This window comes from Arcticibacterium sp. SM2516 (genome assembly GCF_057914865.1).
This window is the reverse complement of the sequence record NZ_CP195290.1, coordinates 4,291,744-4,310,209: the sequence shown is the minus strand read 5'-3', so window position 1 is coordinate 4,310,209 and position 18,466 is coordinate 4,291,744. Positions and strand designations below refer to the sequence as shown.

At 37.0% G+C, this 18,466-nt stretch carries 16 protein-coding genes and 1 tRNA gene; 13 read left to right on the top strand and 4 right to left on the bottom strand.

The features are described from left to right. Window positions 1-10 precede the first annotated feature (10 nt). From ACSBFT_RS17765 to ACSBFT_RS17755, 3 genes are all read left to right on the top strand, one after another. Window positions 11-1,018: a hypothetical protein gene (locus tag ACSBFT_RS17765; RefSeq protein WP_489601812.1), complete on the top strand. Its 1,008-nt coding sequence runs from the start codon at window positions 11-13 to the stop codon at window positions 1,016-1,018. Window positions 1,019-1,254: 236 nt separating this feature from the next. Next, entirely contained in the window at window positions 1,255-3,063 is a 1,809-nt protein-coding gene (locus ACSBFT_RS17760; RefSeq protein ID WP_489601811.1) for a sialate O-acetylesterase, read from the top strand. An 11-nt stretch (window positions 3,064-3,074) separates the two neighbouring features. Next, on the top strand, window positions 3,075-3,965 hold the full coding sequence (locus tag ACSBFT_RS17755) for a hypothetical protein (RefSeq protein ID WP_489601809.1): 891 nt from the start codon (window positions 3,075-3,077) through the stop codon (window positions 3,963-3,965). A gap of 615 nt (window positions 3,966-4,580) precedes the next feature. Here ACSBFT_RS17755 and ACSBFT_RS17750 read toward each other — a convergent pair. Continuing rightward, the gene (locus tag ACSBFT_RS17750) at window positions 4,581-5,054 is read right to left on the bottom strand and encodes a tyrosine-type recombinase/integrase (protein WP_489601808.1); all 474 of its coding nucleotides are present in this window, start codon (window positions 5,052-5,054) and stop codon (window positions 4,581-4,583) included. 82 nt (window positions 5,055-5,136) lie between these two features. Between ACSBFT_RS17750 and ACSBFT_RS17745 the strand changes: the two genes are divergently transcribed. Further along, window positions 5,137-5,496, top strand: a complete 360-nt coding sequence (locus ACSBFT_RS17745; RefSeq protein ID WP_489601145.1) for an ISAon1 family transposase N-terminal region protein — start codon at window positions 5,137-5,139, stop codon at window positions 5,494-5,496. A 28-nt stretch (window positions 5,497-5,524) separates the two neighbouring features. Next, window positions 5,525-6,460, top strand: coding sequence for an ISAon1 family transposase (locus ACSBFT_RS17740; RefSeq protein ID WP_489601806.1), 936 nt, complete (start codon window positions 5,525-5,527; stop codon window positions 6,458-6,460). On the opposite strand, the gene ACSBFT_RS17735 is transcribed toward ACSBFT_RS17740, so the two are convergent. From ACSBFT_RS17735 to ACSBFT_RS17725, 3 genes are all read right to left on the bottom strand, one after another. Continuing rightward, complete coding sequence (locus ACSBFT_RS17735; protein ID WP_489601804.1) at window positions 6,435-7,031, bottom strand: hypothetical protein; 597 nt, start codon at window positions 7,029-7,031, stop codon at window positions 6,435-6,437. The genes ACSBFT_RS17740 and ACSBFT_RS17735 overlap by 26 nt on opposite strands. A gap of 605 nt (window positions 7,032-7,636) precedes the next feature. Beyond that, window positions 7,637-7,711, bottom strand: a tRNA-Val gene (locus ACSBFT_RS17730). A 479-nt stretch (window positions 7,712-8,190) separates the two neighbouring features. After that, window positions 8,191-9,645, bottom strand: a complete 1,455-nt coding sequence (locus tag ACSBFT_RS17725) for a tagaturonate reductase (protein ID WP_463045213.1) — start codon at window positions 9,643-9,645, stop codon at window positions 8,191-8,193. Between the two features lie 274 nt (window positions 9,646-9,919). On the opposite strand from ACSBFT_RS17725, the gene ACSBFT_RS17720 reads away from it, so the two are divergent. From ACSBFT_RS17720 to ACSBFT_RS17685, 8 genes are all read left to right on the top strand, one after another. Beyond that, a complete protein-coding gene (locus tag ACSBFT_RS17720; RefSeq protein WP_489601802.1) occupies window positions 9,920-11,962 on the top strand; it encodes a sensor histidine kinase in 2,043 nt (680 codons plus the stop codon). A 19-nt stretch (window positions 11,963-11,981) separates the two neighbouring features. Continuing rightward, entirely contained in the window at window positions 11,982-12,677 is a 696-nt protein-coding gene (locus ACSBFT_RS17715) for a response regulator transcription factor (RefSeq protein WP_489601800.1), read from the top strand. Window positions 12,678-12,824: 147 nt separating this feature from the next. Further along, a complete protein-coding gene (locus ACSBFT_RS17710) occupies window positions 12,825-13,856 on the top strand; it encodes a rod shape-determining protein (protein ID WP_111373174.1) in 1,032 nt (343 codons plus the stop codon). A gap of 28 nt (window positions 13,857-13,884) precedes the next feature. Continuing rightward, on the top strand, window positions 13,885-14,739 hold the full coding sequence (gene mreC / locus ACSBFT_RS17705) for a rod shape-determining protein MreC (RefSeq protein ID WP_463045216.1): 855 nt from the start codon (window positions 13,885-13,887) through the stop codon (window positions 14,737-14,739). After that, window positions 14,732-15,253 carry a hypothetical protein gene (locus tag ACSBFT_RS17700; protein WP_463045217.1) on the top strand — a complete coding sequence of 174 codons (522 nt, stop codon included), beginning with the start codon at window positions 14,732-14,734 and terminating at the stop codon, window positions 15,251-15,253. Before mreC ends, ACSBFT_RS17700 begins: the two co-directional genes overlap by 8 nt. Beyond that, window positions 15,253-16,434 (top strand): serine hydrolase domain-containing protein, encoded by a 1,182-nt coding sequence (locus ACSBFT_RS17695; RefSeq protein WP_489601798.1) that lies wholly within the window; start codon window positions 15,253-15,255, stop codon window positions 16,432-16,434. Before ACSBFT_RS17700 ends, ACSBFT_RS17695 begins: the two co-directional genes overlap by 1 nt. 26 nt (window positions 16,435-16,460) lie before the next feature. Continuing rightward, entirely contained in the window at window positions 16,461-17,783 is a 1,323-nt protein-coding gene (locus ACSBFT_RS17690) for a vanadium-dependent haloperoxidase (protein WP_489601796.1), read from the top strand. 204 nt (window positions 17,784-17,987) lie between these two features. Further along, the gene (locus tag ACSBFT_RS17685; RefSeq protein WP_463045220.1) at window positions 17,988-18,422 is read left to right on the top strand and encodes an Hsp20/alpha crystallin family protein; all 435 of its coding nucleotides are present in this window, start codon (window positions 17,988-17,990) and stop codon (window positions 18,420-18,422) included. Window positions 18,423-18,466: the final 44 nt, after the last annotated feature.

The window sequence follows — 18,466 nt, the reverse complement described above, 5'->3', positions numbered from 1 at the left end:
TTTCTTAAATATGAAAAAACACATTAGAGCTTTAATTCTTAGTATTCCGTTGGCTCTTTTAACCTTTACGGTATTTTCTCAGGAAACTAAAGTTTTGAACTTGGGTTTTCCTAAAATAGGCCAAGAGAGTTTGAACTATTTATCTTTAGGGACTTCACTTTCGGCTGGGGTTAGAAATGGAGGGGTTTATGCTGAAGCACAAAATGGCTCTTTCCCTAGTTTATTAGCTAGACAAATGGGTTTGGTTAATTGGAGAGTACCAACTCTTCCAAAATCTGGAACGGGACGTGACCATGCCGTTATATTATCGAATGGATTGCTAGATATATATCATGAAAAAGGGAAGTTCGATGACACTACGCAGGATTCCGTATTCCCCAAGATTGAAGGAGTAGTGGATAATTATGCTATACCCTATCAAAAGGTTCTGGATATTTTAAAATCTAATCAAAACGATGTTAATCAAAACTACGATAACCGTTCTTTTAAATATTTAGAGAGGTTTTCTGAAGAGAACCATTCTCTGTTCTATTTTGTAAAGGAGCGACTTGATAATGTTGATTTTTTTACGTTCGAATTTGGCTTTCACGACTTTATTCAGTTTGCCCAATCTGGTGGTTATCAAACGGATATTAGCTTTATCTGTGACCGAGAGATAATAGGGGAAAAGATTCTATTGGATTTGCTTACTGAGAAAACGCCTTATGGCGTAGTTTTAAATGTTCCAAATTATTTGAACTTTCCAATTTACAAAATGTATTCCTCAGGTTTAATTGATGAAAATGAAATATTCATAGAACATTGGCAAAAATCGGATGTGAGAGCAATCGATCTCAATGACATTATGCTGCCTAAGGGTTCAGTTTTAGAATATTTCAGTGGTGGATATGGTATTGGAAGTTTTGAAAACCCTCTCAAAGATGAAGACATACTTGATGTTGAGGAACAACGCTTTGCAAGTGTTACCTGTTATAACAATTTATTAAAGAAATTTGCCAACGACAAAGGGCTTGTATAAGTCGATTTAGAATCATTATTTGACGAAATTATTGACGGCACCTACTCAACAAAAGAGCTAGGTCTGGTTATCAACCCTGATTATCCTAACGGAAACTTCTTTTCTTCTGATGGGCTAACACCCACAGCCTTAGGTCAGGCAATAATAACAAATCGTATTATTAAATCGATAAATACAGCCTACAAATCAAACATTCCACTTTTAGACCTGCATAAATTCTAAACTCAATTACAACAATGAAAATTTTATACAAAATTCTGCCTTTCATTTTTCTTTTTTCAGATTTTGCTTATTCACAGGTGAATGGTGGTAATATTACTTGGCCGCCAAACAGGGCTGTATTTCAACGAAATACCAGTAATCAGGCGAATGTTCCTATATCTGGAAATATCCTTGTTGACACTGGTTATTCTGTTCAATATAAATTAGAGAGTCTTTATAAAGATGGCACCTACAAAAGCACTATTACAAATTGGACTACATTAAGCTCCACCCCATCAAATTTTTTAATTAATAAAACTTTGTCCACGGGATGGTACAAATTTAGTCTTAGGTGGATGAGTGGAGGTAGTCAGTATGGGAGTGATGTAAAATCTCTCTTTGGTGTTGGAGAAGTATTAGTTATTGCTGGTCAATCCAATGCTCTTGGGGAAGGTAGTGTAAATTATAGTGATGCATCTAATATTGGAGCCGATTTAGACTGTATATCAATATCGAATCAAACATATGCAAACAAGTGTTCTGGAAAGCTTCCGGTATTTCCTACAATCACTAAATTATACAAGAACTCAAGCTATATCGGCCCAAACGGTATTGAACCCTGGGCCTATAATATGCTTGGAACAAAAATTGTAGATAGTGAAACAAATACTGTTGTACCAGTCATGTTTTTTAATGCTGCTATGTCTGGCTCTAGTTCAGAAGATTGGGCTTTGACGGCACAAAGCACAACAACGAATCGAAGCAACAATAATGGTTTTAATCGGTGTTCTCAAGCTGGAGGCCAAAATTTTGGTCAGGGAGAGCCATACAGAAGTCTTCGAAACTCCCTGAATTACTATGGTTCACTTTTTGGGGTTCGTGCAGTCCTCTGGCACCAAGGAGAAGCGGACAACACTAACAATGTTACTCAAGCAATTTATAAAACCAATTTAAATACCGTAATAGATGCTACTCGCAGTCATTTTAATAGTAATTTGGCATGGGCTATCTCAAAAGTTTCTTGGGATGGTAGCACAACAGACGTAAACATTACAAATGGTCAAGATGACAGTAGAACCGCAAGGTCAGCAGCAAATGGAAGCATAAATTCTGATACTTTTACCTCCATATCTTACAGGCAAGATGCCGAAGACTATAACTTAAAAGTTCATTTTAATATGGCGGGGTTGAAAGAACTTGCCACAAATTCAACGGGTAGCTATTATGCCAATTGGAGTAATATTAAGGCGAAGAGTCCGGTCGTTGCTAATAAGTTAATTCCCATTACACTGAGCGGATCAGGTAGTTCAAAAACAGCCACACTTAACTTTGGGGCTGTGGATTTGAACGCCACCGATTTTAATTGTTTCCATTGGACAAACGAGGGCACCTATGATGCAATATCGTACCCGAGTTACACGTGTAATAATGGAGGGGCGGGTACTTCTAAGTTATTAACCCAAACTGGTATTTGGAGATGCTTCATGCGAGATTCTCAAGGCAATGTATATGTTAGTCAATCGGTTCAACGTGATTCTTGGGGTACGTTTAGGGTAGCTAAAAGTCCGATCAGTTCTAAAGCATATCCTAATCCTACCTATTCTGATTTTGCAAACACGATTGCTTTTACGTTAGAGAAAGAAGCACATGTGAAAGTTGAAATACTTGACCATGATGGTTCCCTCATTCAGATATTAACTGATGGAGAGCATAATGCTGGGGAGTTTGAATATCCGTATAAAATTTCAAAGAAAATGAGCAATCGACATAATATATTGTTCTATCGCATTACTATTAATGGAGAAGTTTTGACGAAAAGGCTAGTCTACAAGAGTACAAACTAATTTAATTTGAAATGATTGGAAAACGTATTTCATTGCTCCTTTTGGTAGTTTCTATCATGGCGTGCCGTGAAAAAGAAGTATCTGTTGAATTAACACCTTGTGAAAATTATTTCAGCTATCAGTTACTTGATAGTGGGTTGGTTCAATTCAACAATACATACCCTTCAGGTGCAAATTTCAAATGGATTGTCGAAAGTACTGCTAATAGTAACACTTATTATTCTTTATCACCTGACCCCTTCTTTAAATTTGAGTCCAATGATTTATTTCAAATTGGGGTTTCTTTATTTTCAGAATTAGACAGTTCAGAGATAAAATGTGCTTTTGAAGTTGAGGTAAATAGTGCTTTCCAATCTGATGATACAACAAGAATTTATGGTCATTTGGGAGAGAGAAGTTTAAATAATTACATAGAGCCTTTGGGTGATAGGCATTTTTTTCCTTATGTCGCATCGGAAAATATTTACATGCCTGTTGGAGCCCCTGGAGGGTATTGGAGAGGTACAGACTTACTAATTATAATGTCAGACTTTAATGAAAAACCTAGCGGAACGCCTTCACAGTTTATTCAAAATATTAAACCAGGGATTCAATCCATTGCTAAATTTAGAAATAACACTCTTGATAAAAATAATTTAATTGAAAAGGGGTGGTATTTTGGTGCTATTGTAGGGGTTAATGGGGGGGCAGAACCGTTTTATATGTTCGGAGGAAATGACGCCAATGAAGACCAAATTGAGATTTTGGAAATAGTATCAAAGAAACGAGCCCGGCTATTCCCAGAGATGGATGATGATACCGTTTGGATAACATGGCACCTGTTTAATGGGGAATCAGCCGAGATTCCAATTGATGTAATCATACACTCAGAATATATTTTTCTGGAAAAGCAGAATTATTAATAAAACTATTTTTAGTTGTTGGGTGCATTTTCGGTTGATTCGCCAAAAGGAAAACACAGCTACCTTGAAAAAAGTAATACAACCAGTGTTAATTTGGAGTGACATGGAATTTTACCAAATCTTCAAGGCCAATAATGTAATACGGGATTAAAGGGATTTATCGTCTTTTTAAAAAAAAACTGCCCCATTAAAAATGAGACAGTCTCTCGCTAGCTTTTTAATGACTTTGAAAGTCCTTCAATTGCTTTGAACAGTAGTGTAATTGCTATAAGCAATGTCACTACGGAATTTAGAATTCCTAATTTTTTCATTGTATGGATATTTTTTAAAGGAACAGGACTTTCCTGCCCATTCAATAGCAAAGATAGAAAGAAACCCTCACATCCCAATTTTTCGTATTTGGTCTTACTTTTGCTTAAATAAAGATTTGAGAGACATTTGTAACTTAGGAAGTTATTATAGCCATGGATATTTTAAATTTCGCTCAAAACTTGTATGAATTTATTAACGGAAAGTCTGAATCTTATAGAGTCATATTTTTTTCAAATTGCAAAATAGCCTGTGCTTGTTTTTAACCAAATTTGTCTTTGAAGAAATCATTATGAGATAACCAACTCAGTCCTCTTCATCCCACATTCTTTCTGCCCATTCACGCTCTTCTAAGCCGCTTACCTGCAAATATATTCCAGTGGTCTCCACAGAGGAATGTCCCATCCAGATCTGAATCTGGGTTAAAGGCACTTTTGTGACACCATGCACAGCAAAGCCGTGCCTAAGACCCTTTGCTGAGGCACAAATGCCATATACTTTGGCCTGATTCATTGCTGTTTTTACAATTCTTGAGGCCGTCCTTACAGAAAATGGCCATATTTTTTGATTGCCAAGCTCATACTGTCCTAGTTCTTTTCGGCTAATGTCTAGAAATGGAAGTAACCGGCCTAAAAGATGTTCTGGCAAAGGAATCTGTCTGTAGACATCATCCTTTCTTTGTTTCAGCGTACGCAGAATGACCGTCTTGTCAGTAAAATCAATCTGTGGAACACGTAGCTCTGATATCTCGCTGATGCGGGCTCCAGTGTAATACAACATTTGACAGAAAAGGGGACCAAGAACAAAAGTTGGGGGATAGCTGTTAAATTCTGAATTTTGGAGAAATTTAACAGCTATAAAATTGGAAGAACTAGTAAAGCTATTGTTGCCCGAATTGTTAGTCGATAATTTCAATCTGATAAAGGTCGATAAGGATAAAAAGACTGAAATTCTGCGAATTTATTTAGAAGAGAAGTTGGATATTCCACAGGAATTATCAGAACTAAAACTTCATTCAAAAGGCTTCTATGATGAAATAACCATCCAAGACTTTCCGATTCGTAATTACAAAGTGTTCCTTCATGTCAAACGTCGTAAATGGAAGGATTTGGAAACAGGAAAGAACGTAACAAGGAATTGGGAAATAGTAGCTCAGGGAACTCGAATGACAACAGAGTTTGCTGCTTTTTTAAAAGAATTCAATAGATACACAGGCCATTGATGTCGAAACGGTTGGCAAGTTCTTCGGATTGAATGGGAAGAAACTACAACGGCAGTATAAGAATCATTTAAGCGACTTCAAAAACTGGAAGCAAAAGCCAAGAGCCAAAGAATGGCTAATCTACCCACAAAATATGGGAGAATATCTGTCAATAGATGAAACTAGCCTTTCGGATGGAGAACTCTATACTATTCTGACCAATAAAGAAGCGAAAGGAAAAAAAGGGAGCATTGTTGCCATCATAGCAGGCACTAAGGCGGCTGATATTATAAAAGCCCTACGTAAAATACCAGAGCCTAAACGTAAGAAAGTCAAAGAAGTAACCCTTGACATGGCTCCTAATATGGAGTTGGCAATCAAAAAATCATTTCCATGGGCCAAACGAGTTACCGATAGGTTTCACGTACAAAAATTAGCCTGGGATGCGGTGCAAGAAATGCGAATCAAGCATCGTTGGGAGGCTATAGACCAAGAAAGTGATGCCATCGAACTTGCAAAAGTAAAGGGAACTCCTTATAAACCTGAGATACTAAGTAATGGCGATACACTCAAGCAGCTTTTAGCTAGAGGTAGATATGTACTTTATAAACGACCAGCAAACTGGTCTAAGTCGCAAGCCGAAAGAGCTGCTCTATTATTTGAACGCTATCCAGATATTGAAAAAGCCTTCGGACTGGGTATTAAACTAGCCGAGATTTATGACAAAACCACTGACCAAACTTATGGTTTAGCTCGACTAGCCAAATGGCATGAAGAAGTAAGACAAGCAGGCTTTAAATCCTTTAATTCAATTGCCCGAACATTTGAGCATCATTACAGAACTATTCTTAATTATTTTGATAACAGAAGTACCAATGCTTCAGCAGAATCTTTCAATGCGAAAATCAAAGCTTTTAGATCTAGGTTTAGAGGTGTCAGGAGTATTGAATTCTTCCTTTTTAGACTATGTCAAATTTATGCTTAAAGAACTCATCCCCCAGATTTTGCTCTTGACCCACATTATTCTTGTATTGTGCTCCTTCACTCGTAGGTTCTTCAATAATCTCATAAATTTTTTTAACCACGGAATCAAAAATCAATTTACCGTTGCCAATAATAAATGGGTTAGAAATCTTTAAATTATAAATTCCTAAAAAAGGCTTTAAGTCCAGATTCTGTCCCTTAATGAAGAATCTTCTTGGGTTAAATCCTGATACATCATTATACAGTAAGCTGCCCGAAATCACTTGAAAAGTATGATTCCACCCTCCATTTTGATTACCTCCAATATCATCAAACAATTTTTGCGTAAACTTATAACTACCTATCAAAGTTATAAAGGCAAGGTCATAGCCCCCAAGCAGCATATATTTTTTGGGTTTGTAATAACCAGTTGGTTCCCCAGTCAACTCTTCTTCGGTATACTCCAAAACTTGATTTCCATTTCTTTCAAAATGGGCATCAACTCCTGAAACGTAATCTTGGATTGATTTATCCGGCGGGGTAGTGGTTAAGGCGATATGCAGAGTTGAGTGAAAATATCTTATTTCGGACATGAAGGGTGTTTAGATTATTCGATTAGACGACGCAATTTAGTCTTAACATATTTAATTTCAAAACCATGCAAATCAGTCACAATTCATTGATTTTCAATATTGATAACGCTATCAAGAACTAAATAGAAAATAGGTTATTCAAATGACCAATTGTAGGAAATTTCTTTTTCCTGCTTTATTACGTTTTGGGATTGTTTGATTCCTTCTCTGAAATATTTTATCGCTTCCTAAGAGCTTTCATTTATTCCCAATGCCAACTTTTGGGCTAAGTCAGGATAAAGGTTGACCCAGAGATAGCCTTCGTTGATTTTTTGGATGTTTTCAGTATCAGAAATAGTATAAATTTTTTTGAGGCGTGATCTTCCAGGAATTCATTTATAGATTCCCGCTCGTATAAAATAAGTTTATGAAAAGGCTCCTTCTTCTATGCAGATTACATTCATAACCAAATATAAATAAACAAGATGAATTCACGTCGCTTTGATTAAAACTGCTGGCAGACGTGGAAATTGGTTTTAGTGACAAAGTATCAATTGTTGGAGAATTGTTGGAAAAATAAAAAAGCGTCAGAAAGAATAAACTTCCTAACGCCTTTATTTTCAGTGTGGGAGTTGAGGGATTCGAACCCCCGACCCTCTGCTTGTAAGGCAGATGCTCTGAACCAACTGAGCTAAACTCCCCTTTCGTTTGGGATTGCAAAGATGTAGGATTGATTTATAATTTCCAAATACTTTTAGAAAAAAACTTGATTTATTTTCAAGCCTATTTTAAGGCTTGAGAAAACATTAAAATTGTATTAATTCTTTATTAATTTGCACTATCTGGTCATGAAAGTATTAGAAGTTGTCAATATTGTACAGGCTGATATGCATATTCAGACCTATGTTTGCCAAACATTTATTCAACCATTCCTTTTTAAAAGAAAGTGTTGGTGGCGTACTAAAGGGAATATCTCTTTTTTTCGTTGCCAGCACTTTTTCCTTTTAAATTCCTTATGAATTTATAGCAGAATATGGATTGACTTCATTAAAGCCCTCAAATGATTGTCTATAAATTAGCTTACGAGATATTTTAAATTTCCGAGTGTCTTGCAAATAAAAAAGTGCCTCCGGTCTTTTACGACTAGAGGCACTTCAAATAAAAAGGAAACAATACCTAATTAAGCATATACATTTAAAGCGGAGACTACTCCCTTAACGCCAATCATGGTCATATTGGATAGGTGAGTAGCTACAGCATCTTCGAATCCATTAAGAGTTGTTAAGTCCATTCCCCAAAATTCAGAATTGCTTAGAGCCTTTTTCGTTAACTCCCTTGGATCATTATTCTTCCAAGCTTCATGATACCAGGCGGCTTGGTCGTCGTTGATTGGATAAAATGTCCCATTTAATTCTCCAAAGTATTTTTGGTCTTCTACTTTTACAGATTTCATGAATAGCATGTAGGCCGCAATACCTCTAGCGAAATAATGAGGGGCTGTTCCAAAAACTTCATAGTATCTTAGAAGAAGAGGAATGGTCCTCATCTTTATTTTCATGGTGTATTGGAAAGTGATGCTGATCCACTTATGATCTAAGTATGGATTTCTAAATCTGTCAATAATTTCTCTACCATAACGTTGAACTACTTTTGGGTCAATTTTGGCTGGAAGAGAAGGTGCAAGTTCAGAAAGCATTAAGTTAGAAATGAATTTCTCCATAATGTCATTTTCTAAGGCCTCTTTTACCGTTTCAAAACCGGCTAGAAAACATAAGGCACACATGAGCGTATGCGGAGCATTAAGCATTCTTAATTTTAGCTCACGATATTGTGTAATGTTGGGTTCCACCACTACTCTATCATCTGCTTTTTCAAAAGAAAGTCTCTTTTTAACGTCTTCATTTCCTTCAATGGCCCATAACGAATAAACTTCTGCTTTGGTTAATAGATCGTCTTGATAGCCGATAGTTTCGCATAGTTCTTTATGTTCTTCTTTAGAGGGCATGCCAGGGACAATTCTATCTACAAGAGAATTGCAGAAGTGGTTTTGATTTAAAGCCCATTCTTTAAAATCCTTGCCCAAGTTTTGATCATCAATTTGCTTTAGTACCAGATCTTTTAAGATAGAACCATTATCCACAACCAATTCCGTTGGAATGATGATGACACCCGGTAACCCAGCTTCGAATCTTCTTACTAGCCATGCCGTCAATTTTCCTGGAAAGGAGTTTGGTGTGCCTTCTCCATCTTCTTTATGATACTGAAGGCCAACCTCAGTGGTGTTACTTATAATAACGTCGATGTTTTTGTCTTCCGCCGTTTTGAGGATTTCTTCCCATTGGGTGCTGGCCGCCAATACCCTGCTGATGGGTTCGCAAATAACGTTTTCCGAAATGTTTTTGTTGTCTTTTATACCTCTAACACAGACCGTATAAAGGTTGTCTTGCTTATTGAAAATATCGATGCCGCCAGGCATAGATTTTACGACCACAATGCTTCCATTGAAAATGTCCTCTTTATTGGCTTTGTCAATAAGGAAATCACAAAGGCCTCGGAGTAATACTCCTGTACCAAATTGTAGAATTCTCTCTGGATGTGTTGTTTGTCTTGGGTGAGATTCTTCTGAAAGATTCATTGCCTTTATGGGTTGTTTCTGATTAAAAGAAACAAATAAGGCAAATTTGGTTATTAGAACCAATTAATTTTAGCTTAATCAAGCATTAATTGGAGGCTTTTTCTCTAAAACATCAGCAAACTCTCTTGTTATGAAGAGGCTAGAGCGATACATTGAAACAGAATTTGAGGTTAATAAAACCCCTGAAAGCGGGTTAAAAATTGTTAAAACAGGTAATGAAGAAGTTGTAAACCGTAGTTTTGTTAGAATTTAAGGTAATTAGGAAACGCTCTGAATGAATAATTTTAGATACATTATAGTTTTAATGCTGTTGGCATTGGTTGGTCTTGTGGGCTTCCAGTGGTATTGGATTGAAAATGCATTAGCCGTAAAGCGGGAACAGTTTGACCGTAAAGTGGTGGAGTCTATGAATCAAGCCGTGAATAGGGTGGAGAAGCAGGAAGTTCTTTTTCTGGCTAGTAGAAAGATGAAAGAACAAGAGCAGCTTACTTTAGCAAGTCTTTCAGAAACTAAGAAACCACAAAAAAAACTGAAAAGGGTTTTGAAACGGAAGACAGTGAAACCTGTTGAGACTAAACAAGCAGTGCCTGTTTCAGTTAAAAAGGACTTAGCTCATTCGAGCACTAAACAAAATGCCAATGGCTTATTAAGGTCGCCAAATTCTAAAAAACAAAACTTCCCAATGGATTCTGTTTTTCTAGGGTTTGAGCAATCCTCTGAGATTCCTAGTATTGAAGAGTTTACTATTAATATTCAGCTATCGGATGTAAATTTTGACGAAAGAAATCTTCTACCCGAAAACAGGTTGGCTTTTGTGAAAAAGGTGATGAGAGAGCAGAACCTTTTGATGCAACAGCTTGAACAGAGAGCAGGAGACTTCTCAAATAGAAACAGAGGGATAAATCAGATTTTTAATATTATTGATCAGGAATTTAACCAGTTAATAATGGCCAACGAGGCTTTGGTTGCAAATAGAAACCAAGCAGGTATCGGTCATCCTCCGATGCCACAGAATTATCGATATGCATTCGAAAACAATCCTAGTTCGTCAATTTCTCACGATAGTTTGAAAGTTTCTGGGATTAAAAAAGGTAACCCTTCTGGAAATTTAAAGCCTAAAAAAGTGCTTTCTTCAAATGCAATTGCGACAAAAAAGAATACGGAGCCGGAATATGAATGGATAGAGGTAGAAGAAGAACCGAAAGTTTTGGAGAAATCTATCAACAAGGCAAACTTGGTTAAGGATGTCTTCGCAGATTTTATGCAAGGCAAAAAGGATATTTACGACAGGGTAAACCAAGAAATGCTGGATACGCTATTGAGACAGGAATTGAAAAATCACGGTATCGATATTCCCTTTGAATATGGTGTTAAGGATAGTGGAAATATGATGTTTGCCTCCTATGCTCTTGATAACAAACCAGAGCTGGCAGATCTAGCTTATAATGTGAGACTCTTTCCAAATGATGCCATACCGCAGCAGCAGTTTTTGTATGTTTATTTTCCTGAAAAGGATAATTTTATCATGGGAAATATGTGGTCAGTTTTTGGGAGTTCCTTGATCTTGATTTTAATGATTGGTGGTATCTTTTTTACATCCATCAATACGATGTTGAAGCAGAAGAACCTGTCTATGATAAAGAACGACTTCATAAACAATATGACCCATGAGTTCAAAACACCAATTTCTACCATTTCTCTGGCGGTGGAGGTGATGAAAGATACTAGCATGAAGTCTAATCCAGAAAAGTATCTTAACATTATTAAAGATGAAAATAGCAGGTTAGGAAGCCAAGTGGAAAAAGTGTTGCAAATGGCTTTAATGGACAAAGGGGAAGTTAAGTTGTTAACGACCGAAGTAGATCTCCATGATTTAATAGAGCAAGTGTGTCAAAACTTGAGCGTGCAGATTGAAAGTAAAAACGGAAGTATCGTTTTGGATCTAGAGGCCGCAGATGCCGTGATTATTGCAGATGAGGTTCACATGACCAATATTATATATAATCTGATAGATAATGCAAACAAGTATTCGCCGGAGAACCCAAGGATAATGGTCGCTACCAGGGATGTGGATGGCGGTCTGGCCTTAATTGTAAGTGACGAGGGTATCGGAATGAAAAAAGAACAGCTAGGGAAAATATTTGAAAAGTTTTATAGAGTTTCCACGGGAAACATTCACAATGTTAAAGGATTTGGTTTAGGTCTGAGCTACGTGAAAAAGATGATGGACCTTCACCAAGGAGATATAAAAGTGATGAGTGAAGTGAATAAAGGAAGTACTTTTGAATTAACGTTTTATAAGGATTTAACGGCTTAAACCTGTGAAGGATAAAAATATGGAAATCAAATTAAAAATACTCTTGGCCGAAGACGATCCGAATCTAGGAATGCTCCTTCAGGAGTATCTTTCTTCAAAGGGATATGAAGTGGAGCTGGCAAGAGACGGCAATCAAGGCTTAGATCTTTTTTTAAAGAATGAGGGTTTTGATATGTGTTTGCTGGATGTAATGATGCCGAAGAAGGATGGGTTTTCTTTGGCAAAGGAAATTAGACTCAACAATGCCGAAGTCCCTATTATTTTTCTTACTGCTAAGTCTATGAAGGAAGACACCATTCAGGGTTTTAAAAGCGGAGCGGATGATTACATTACTAAGCCGTTTAGTATGGAGGAGCTTCTAATGAGGATGGCGGCCATTTTTAGAAGAGTTAGTAAGCAAGGGCCAGAGGTAAATCAAGAAGAGTTTTCTATAGGGCCTTATACTTTTAACACCATAGATCTTAAGCTGTCGTTGAATGGAGAATCAAAAAAGCTAACCACAAAGGAATCTGAACTCCTTAAGCTCTTTTGTCAAAACCCAAACAAGCCAGTAAGTAGGAGTTATGCTTTGAAGATGATTTGGGGAGACGACTCCTATTTTAATGCCAGGTCAATGGATGTTTATATCACTAAACTTAGAAAACATTTAAAGGCAGACGAGAACATTAAGATATTAAACCTCCATGGAGAAGGCTTTAAGTTAATAACGGGCTGATGTATAGCGGGGTATATAATTAAAAGCATAGGATAGTGCAGTACAGGTTTTCAGTAATAAAAATCTTTATCCAAAGAAAATTTTGCAAAGAATAATCGTTAATTTTGCAGGAATTATTTCCATATTTTTCAAGACTTAACACTTCGGATGGCAGGATTATTTAGCTTTCTTACTAGCGACATTGCAATTGACTTAGGTACCGCAAATACCTTAATTATACATAAAGACAAGATTGTCGTTGACGAACCTTCAATAATTGCCTTAGATAAAGTAAGTGGCAAAGTGCTTGCTATTGGTCATAAGGCCATGCAAATGCATGAAAAAACCAATGAAAACATTAAGACCATAAGACCGTTAAAAGACGGTGTTATAGCGGACTTTACGGCCGCCGAGTTAATGATTCGTGGTATGATTAAGATGATTGACTCTGGTAAGAGTTGGTTTTTCTCTCCTTCTCACAGAATGGTGGTTTGTATTCCTTCAGGTATTACGGAGGTGGAAAAACGTGCTGTAAAGGATTCTTGTGAGCATGCAGGTGCTAAGGAAGTATATATGGTTCATGAGCCCATTGCGGCAGCAGTAGGTATTGGTATTGACATAGAGCAGCCTAATGGTTCCATGATTGTGGATATTGGAGGGGGTACTACCGAAATAGCGGTCATTGCTCTTTCGGGTATTGTTTGCGAAGCATCTGTGAGAATTGCAGGAGACTTATTTACAAGAGACATTGTGGATTACATGCGTAGAGAGCATAACCTTTTAATAGGGGAGCGTTCTGCGGAATCTATAAAAATACAAGTAGGTGCTGCTCTGCCAGATTTGGATGATGCACCAGCGGACATAGAAATTCGTGGTAGAGACCTTATGACGGGTATACCTAAAGAGATTAAGGTAACTTACAGTGAAATAGCCTATGCATTGGATAAATCAATATCCAAAATAGAAGAAGCTATCATGAGAGCTTTAGAAATGTCTCCGCCAGAGTTATCTGCAGATATTTTTGAAAACGGAATTTTCTTGACTGGCGGAGGTGCATTGCTTCACGGTTTGGATAAGCGTCTGGAACTTAAGACAAAACTGCCAATTCATGTGGCAGAAGATCCACTTAAGGCTGTGGTGAGAGGTACCGGTGAAATTCTTAAAAATATTGAGAAATTTCAGGCAGTATTAGTTCATTAGTATTTTTCATTTGAGCATTTAAGTTTTTATGTCTCAATTATTCGGGCTCTTAAACAGAGCCAAATATTTTTTCCTATTCCTAGTTTTGGAGATTATTTCCTTTGCATTGATTCGTAAGAATAATTTGCAATGGGATGTTAATGTCTTTAATTCAACCAATGCGGCGGCGGCAAGCACCATGGCAGCTACGTATAAGGCGAAGGAATATCTCTACTTAAAGGAAGAGAATGAAAGTCTGGCGAATGAAAACAGTGCTTTAAGAGAGGAGTTGACAGAGCTTCAGCAAAAAAGTGAAAGAGGAGATGCCTTTTATAAAGTAGACTCTATATATGCGGATAGATTTGAATTCCAGGTAGCCAAAGTTATCAATAGCACTTCAGCAAGGTCAAAGAATTACATTACCATTGACAAAGGAACTTTGGACGGTATAGAACCTGGCATGGGGGTAATTGGTCCCAGAGGTGTAGTAGGTCAGGTGATGTCTTGTAGCCAACATTTTTCCAGAATTTATTCCATTTTACATGAGGAATTTAGAGTTTCTTCCGAAGTTAAGAATAAAGCACTGCGTATTTCTGATCAAACAGCCCTTGGCCTAGCACTTTGGAATGGTGTTTCGCATGACATCGTTAAGCTAGGAACGATAGATAAATTCAAAAAAATAGCCGTAGGTGATAGTGTAGTAACCTCTGCACAAAACTTAATTTTCCCTCCAGATGTACTTATTGGTAAAATAGGATACGTATCCACACCCGACAATGGGGCTTTTCATGATATTGATGTGAAATTGGCAACTGACTTTGGTGGGCTTACTTATGTATATATCGTAAGGAATAAGTTAGTAGACGAGCAGATAAACTTAGAAAGGGAGGAAGAAAATGAATAGTCAGAATCTCATTAAATCGGGTTTGGTTATTATACTCTATGTGGCACTACAAGTGCTATTAGTGAGGAATTTAGTGCTTTTTGATGTGGCTTTCTGCTTTATATACATTATAGCGATATTATGGCTACCGGGTGATATGGATAGTATTTGGGTTATTTTACTCAGCTTTCTAATTGGATTGACGGTAGATGTATTTTATAATACTGCTGGGGTGCATGCGGCAGCATGTACTTTAATAGGTTTTCTAAGAAGAGGAATTTTACTATACTTTTTTCCGGCAAAGGGGGTTGAAAATGATTTAAGCGTCACACTGCCAGAGTTGGGTCATCAGCGTTATTTGGTATACATCACTGTAATTGTTTTTGTTCATCATTTAGCTTTGTTTTTTATTGAAGCTGGTGGTACACATTTGTTTCTTCACACAGTCTTGAAGATTTTTTCAAGCACTGTTTTCACGGTACTGGTTATTTATCTAGGCAGTATTTTCACTTCTAATCTGTCTTTTCAAAGATAATGCTCATCAGACTTTTAGTTCTTTTTTTTTTCTGTTTAAATGTTTTTTCTTGTAGGAGTAAGGCAGATAATACCGGTTTACAAGATCAGGAAGATTTAGGACTACAAGAAAGACTCGATTCTATTCGGGTAGCCATTTCTGCCGATAAAAAGATAGCACTGTTAAAGGGTTTTGTGGATGCCAAAGTCAAAAAGGGTTTTAATGGGAGTATCTTAATAGCCCAAAGCGGGATAGTACTATGTGACACGCTTATTGGGCTGGCAAACTTTGAGGATTCGATACCTATAAGTAGAAATACTCCGTTTCAGTTGGCATCTTTATCTAAAACATTTACCTCAGTAGCTGTAATGCAATTGGTAGAAACGGGTCAATTGAGTTTAGATCTTACCGTTAAAGATTACTATCCTAACTTTCCATATCAAGGTGTTACACTTAGAAGTCTGTTAAGCCACAGATCTGGATTACCTTATTACGAATATACTTTTGATAAAAAATCTAGGGAAGGGAAGTTTTTTCCTGATAATCAAGAGTTGATGAAATGGTTTGAAGAAGTAAATCCTACACCAAAGGCTTTCAATCTACCAGACCATTATTTCTCTTATAACAATACAAATTTTGCTATTTTAGCAGCAATTGTAGAAAAAGTTTCAGGTCTTACGTTTGCGGAATACTTGAAAAATAGAATATTTCTGCCATTATGGATGAAAAAATCGAAGTTTGTAACGGAGTTAAAAGATGGTCAGCCAAGGACTTTTGGCTATCAAAATCGAAGAAGAATTCCCTTTGACGCTTATGATAATATAGCTGGAGATAAGGGTGTTTTTTCTACTTCTCAGGATTTATTGAAATGGTATGGGGCTTTGAAATCCGAAAAAATACTGAAGAAAGAGTCTTTGAGGGAAATTTATACACCCAGAAGTTTTGAACATCCGGGGTTGAGAAATTATGGTTATGGTTTTAGGCTATGGCTGAATGATAAACAACAAACAGATTATGTTTATCATACGGGTTGGTGGAAGGGCTATAATACGATTATGTTCTTAGACCTCAGAGAAGATTTTGTTATTATTATATTAAGCAATAGATACAATAAGGATGTTTATCATGTCAAAGATGTTGTCGATATTCTTCATGGTGGAGAAAGAACCACAACGGTGGAAGAGAACATTTTAGATGAGTAGTAAAGAAATTTAACCTTTTACGATATATGAAAAAATTATTAATACTGGCGACATTATGCATTGCACTGCTGTCTTGTGAGCGGAAGTCGGCAGAAGAGTATGGTGTTATAACCAATAAGCCAGAGTATTATCATAACGCACTAGATAAGCTGACAGAAGTTATTATTCATGACATTTTTTCACCACCAGTAGCGAGTAGAATTTATTCTTATGCTACGCTAGCCGGTTATGAGGCTCTAGTGAATTCTGATGAGAGCTATCGAAGTATGGATGGCCAGCTTAAGGGTTTTGTGAATGTGCCAAAACCGGATGCTGCGGAAGAGTACTGCTATCCTTTGGCGAGTATAAAGGCGTTGCTCCTGGTAGCCAGAAGTCAAACATTTACGGTTGATAAATATGATGAGTTTGAGAATGGTCTCTATGCCGACTTCAAGAAGGCAGGTGTTCCTTCTGATGTTTACGAGAGATCTATAAAGTATGGTGAGGCTATTGCGGCTCATGTTATAGACTATGCCAAAAAAGATAATTATGCCCAGACGAGGGGTTTAAGATATACGGTGAAGAATGAGGCCGGATTATGGGTGCCTACTCCTCCGCAGTATGGAGATGCTATGGAGCCATATTGGATGACTATCAGATTAATGGTTTTAGATTCAGCTAATCAATTCACACCACCACCACCACCACGATATAACCTGGATAAGAATAGTTTGTTTTGGAAGGAGCTTATGGAGGTTTATGATATATCTAAGAATAAAACGGAGGAGCAGGAGAGTATGGCGTGGTTCTGGGATGATAACGCTTTCGTAATGAATGTTCAAGGGCACGTAATGTTCGCTAATAAGAAAATGACACCTGGTGGTCATTGGTTGGCGATAGCAAAAACAGGTTTAAAGGGACAAAAGAAATCTATTATGGAATCTGCAGAAGCGTATCTTATGGTATCAGTTGCTTTGCATGAAGCTTTTATCTGTAGTTGGGAGGAGAAATATAGAAGTGAGAAAATAAGACCAGAAACGGTTATCAATGCCGAGTTTGATCCAGATTGGGTGCCTTATTTACAAACACCGCCATTTCCGGAATATACAAGTGGGCATAGTACCATTTCGGCGGCTTCTGCGGAGGTGATGACGGGGCTTATGGGAGATAATTATTCCTTTACTGATTCTACGGAGTTTCCGTATGGTCACGGGGTAAAGACTTTTCCTTCTTTTAGGGAATCTGCTACTGCTTGTTCATATAGTAGGATGTATGGTGGAATACATTACAGGTCTGGTTGCGAAGAAGGGCAGGCCATGGGAATAAAAATTGGTTCTTATGTTTTTGAGAAGCTGAAAACAAGGAAGTAGTTAAATAAATCCTTCATGAAGTATTTAAAGTCCTGACATAAATGTCATGGACTTTTTTTGTTTTTGGAAGATGAGTGACAATGTGGCATACTTTGCTCACATTGAGAACCAGAAAGAAGACACAATGGCTGAATTATAAGATTGGAATGAGAGTTGATGAGGAATGATTAGAAATTAAATTTTTAATTAAAATAAATAATCATCATGAATACTTTAGTAAAATCTTTTAGACCTGTAAGTAACTACCCTTTCTTATTTAATAATGTTTTTGGGGAGAATGACTCGTTTGGAGATATAAAGAAGAACGAAGCAATACCCGCTGCGAATATTTTAGAAGGGGTGGATAATTTTAAAATTGAATTGGCGGTACCTGGAGCACAAAAGGAGGATTTCAAAATTAACGTGGACGGCAAGCATTTGTCTATCGCTAGAACTTTGACAGAATCTAATGAGCGTACGGAGGCCAATTATACGAGAAAGGAATTTAGTCAATCTTCTTTTGAAAGAAAGTTCTATCTGCCTAAATCTGTAGATGTCGAGAAAATTGATGCAAGTTATGTTAATGGTATATTGATGCTTAATTTGCCTAAGAAAGAAGAAGAGAAAGAAAAGGAGCCTAAGCTGATTACGGTTTCGTAATGCTAATGAGGGTGTAAAAAAAGCGGCTTAGAAATAGCTCTAAG

Coding starts and splice junctions, on each gene's coding strand:
- ACSBFT_RS17765 (WP_489601812.1), top strand. CDS start 11: ATGAAAAAACACATTAGAGCTTTAATTCTTAGTATTCCGTTGGCTCTT.
- ACSBFT_RS17760 (WP_489601811.1), top strand. CDS start 1,255: ATGAAAATTTTATACAAAATTCTGCCTTTCATTTTTCTTTTTTCAGAT.
- ACSBFT_RS17755 (WP_489601809.1), top strand. CDS start 3,075: ATGATTGGAAAACGTATTTCATTGCTCCTTTTGGTAGTTTCTATCATG.
- ACSBFT_RS17750 (WP_489601808.1), bottom strand. CDS start 5,054: ATGTTGTATTACACTGGAGCCCGCATCAGCGAGATATCAGAGCTACGT.
- ACSBFT_RS17735 (WP_489601804.1), bottom strand. CDS start 7,031: ATGTCCGAAATAAGATATTTTCACTCAACTCTGCATATCGCCTTAACC.
- ACSBFT_RS17725 (WP_463045213.1), bottom strand. CDS start 9,645: ATGAATCTTTCAGAAGAATCTCACCCAAGACAAACAACACATCCAGAG.
- ACSBFT_RS17720 (WP_489601802.1), top strand. CDS start 9,920: ATGAATAATTTTAGATACATTATAGTTTTAATGCTGTTGGCATTGGTT.
- ACSBFT_RS17715 (WP_489601800.1), top strand. CDS start 11,982: ATGGAAATCAAATTAAAAATACTCTTGGCCGAAGACGATCCGAATCTA.
- ACSBFT_RS17710 (WP_111373174.1), top strand. CDS start 12,825: ATGGCAGGATTATTTAGCTTTCTTACTAGCGACATTGCAATTGACTTA.
- mreC (WP_463045216.1), top strand. CDS start 13,885: ATGTCTCAATTATTCGGGCTCTTAAACAGAGCCAAATATTTTTTCCTA.
- ACSBFT_RS17700 (WP_463045217.1), top strand. CDS start 14,732: ATGAATAGTCAGAATCTCATTAAATCGGGTTTGGTTATTATACTCTAT.
- ACSBFT_RS17695 (WP_489601798.1), top strand. CDS start 15,253: ATGCTCATCAGACTTTTAGTTCTTTTTTTTTTCTGTTTAAATGTTTTT.
- ACSBFT_RS17690 (WP_489601796.1), top strand. CDS start 16,461: ATGAAAAAATTATTAATACTGGCGACATTATGCATTGCACTGCTGTCT.
- ACSBFT_RS17685 (WP_463045220.1), top strand. CDS start 17,988: ATGAATACTTTAGTAAAATCTTTTAGACCTGTAAGTAACTACCCTTTC.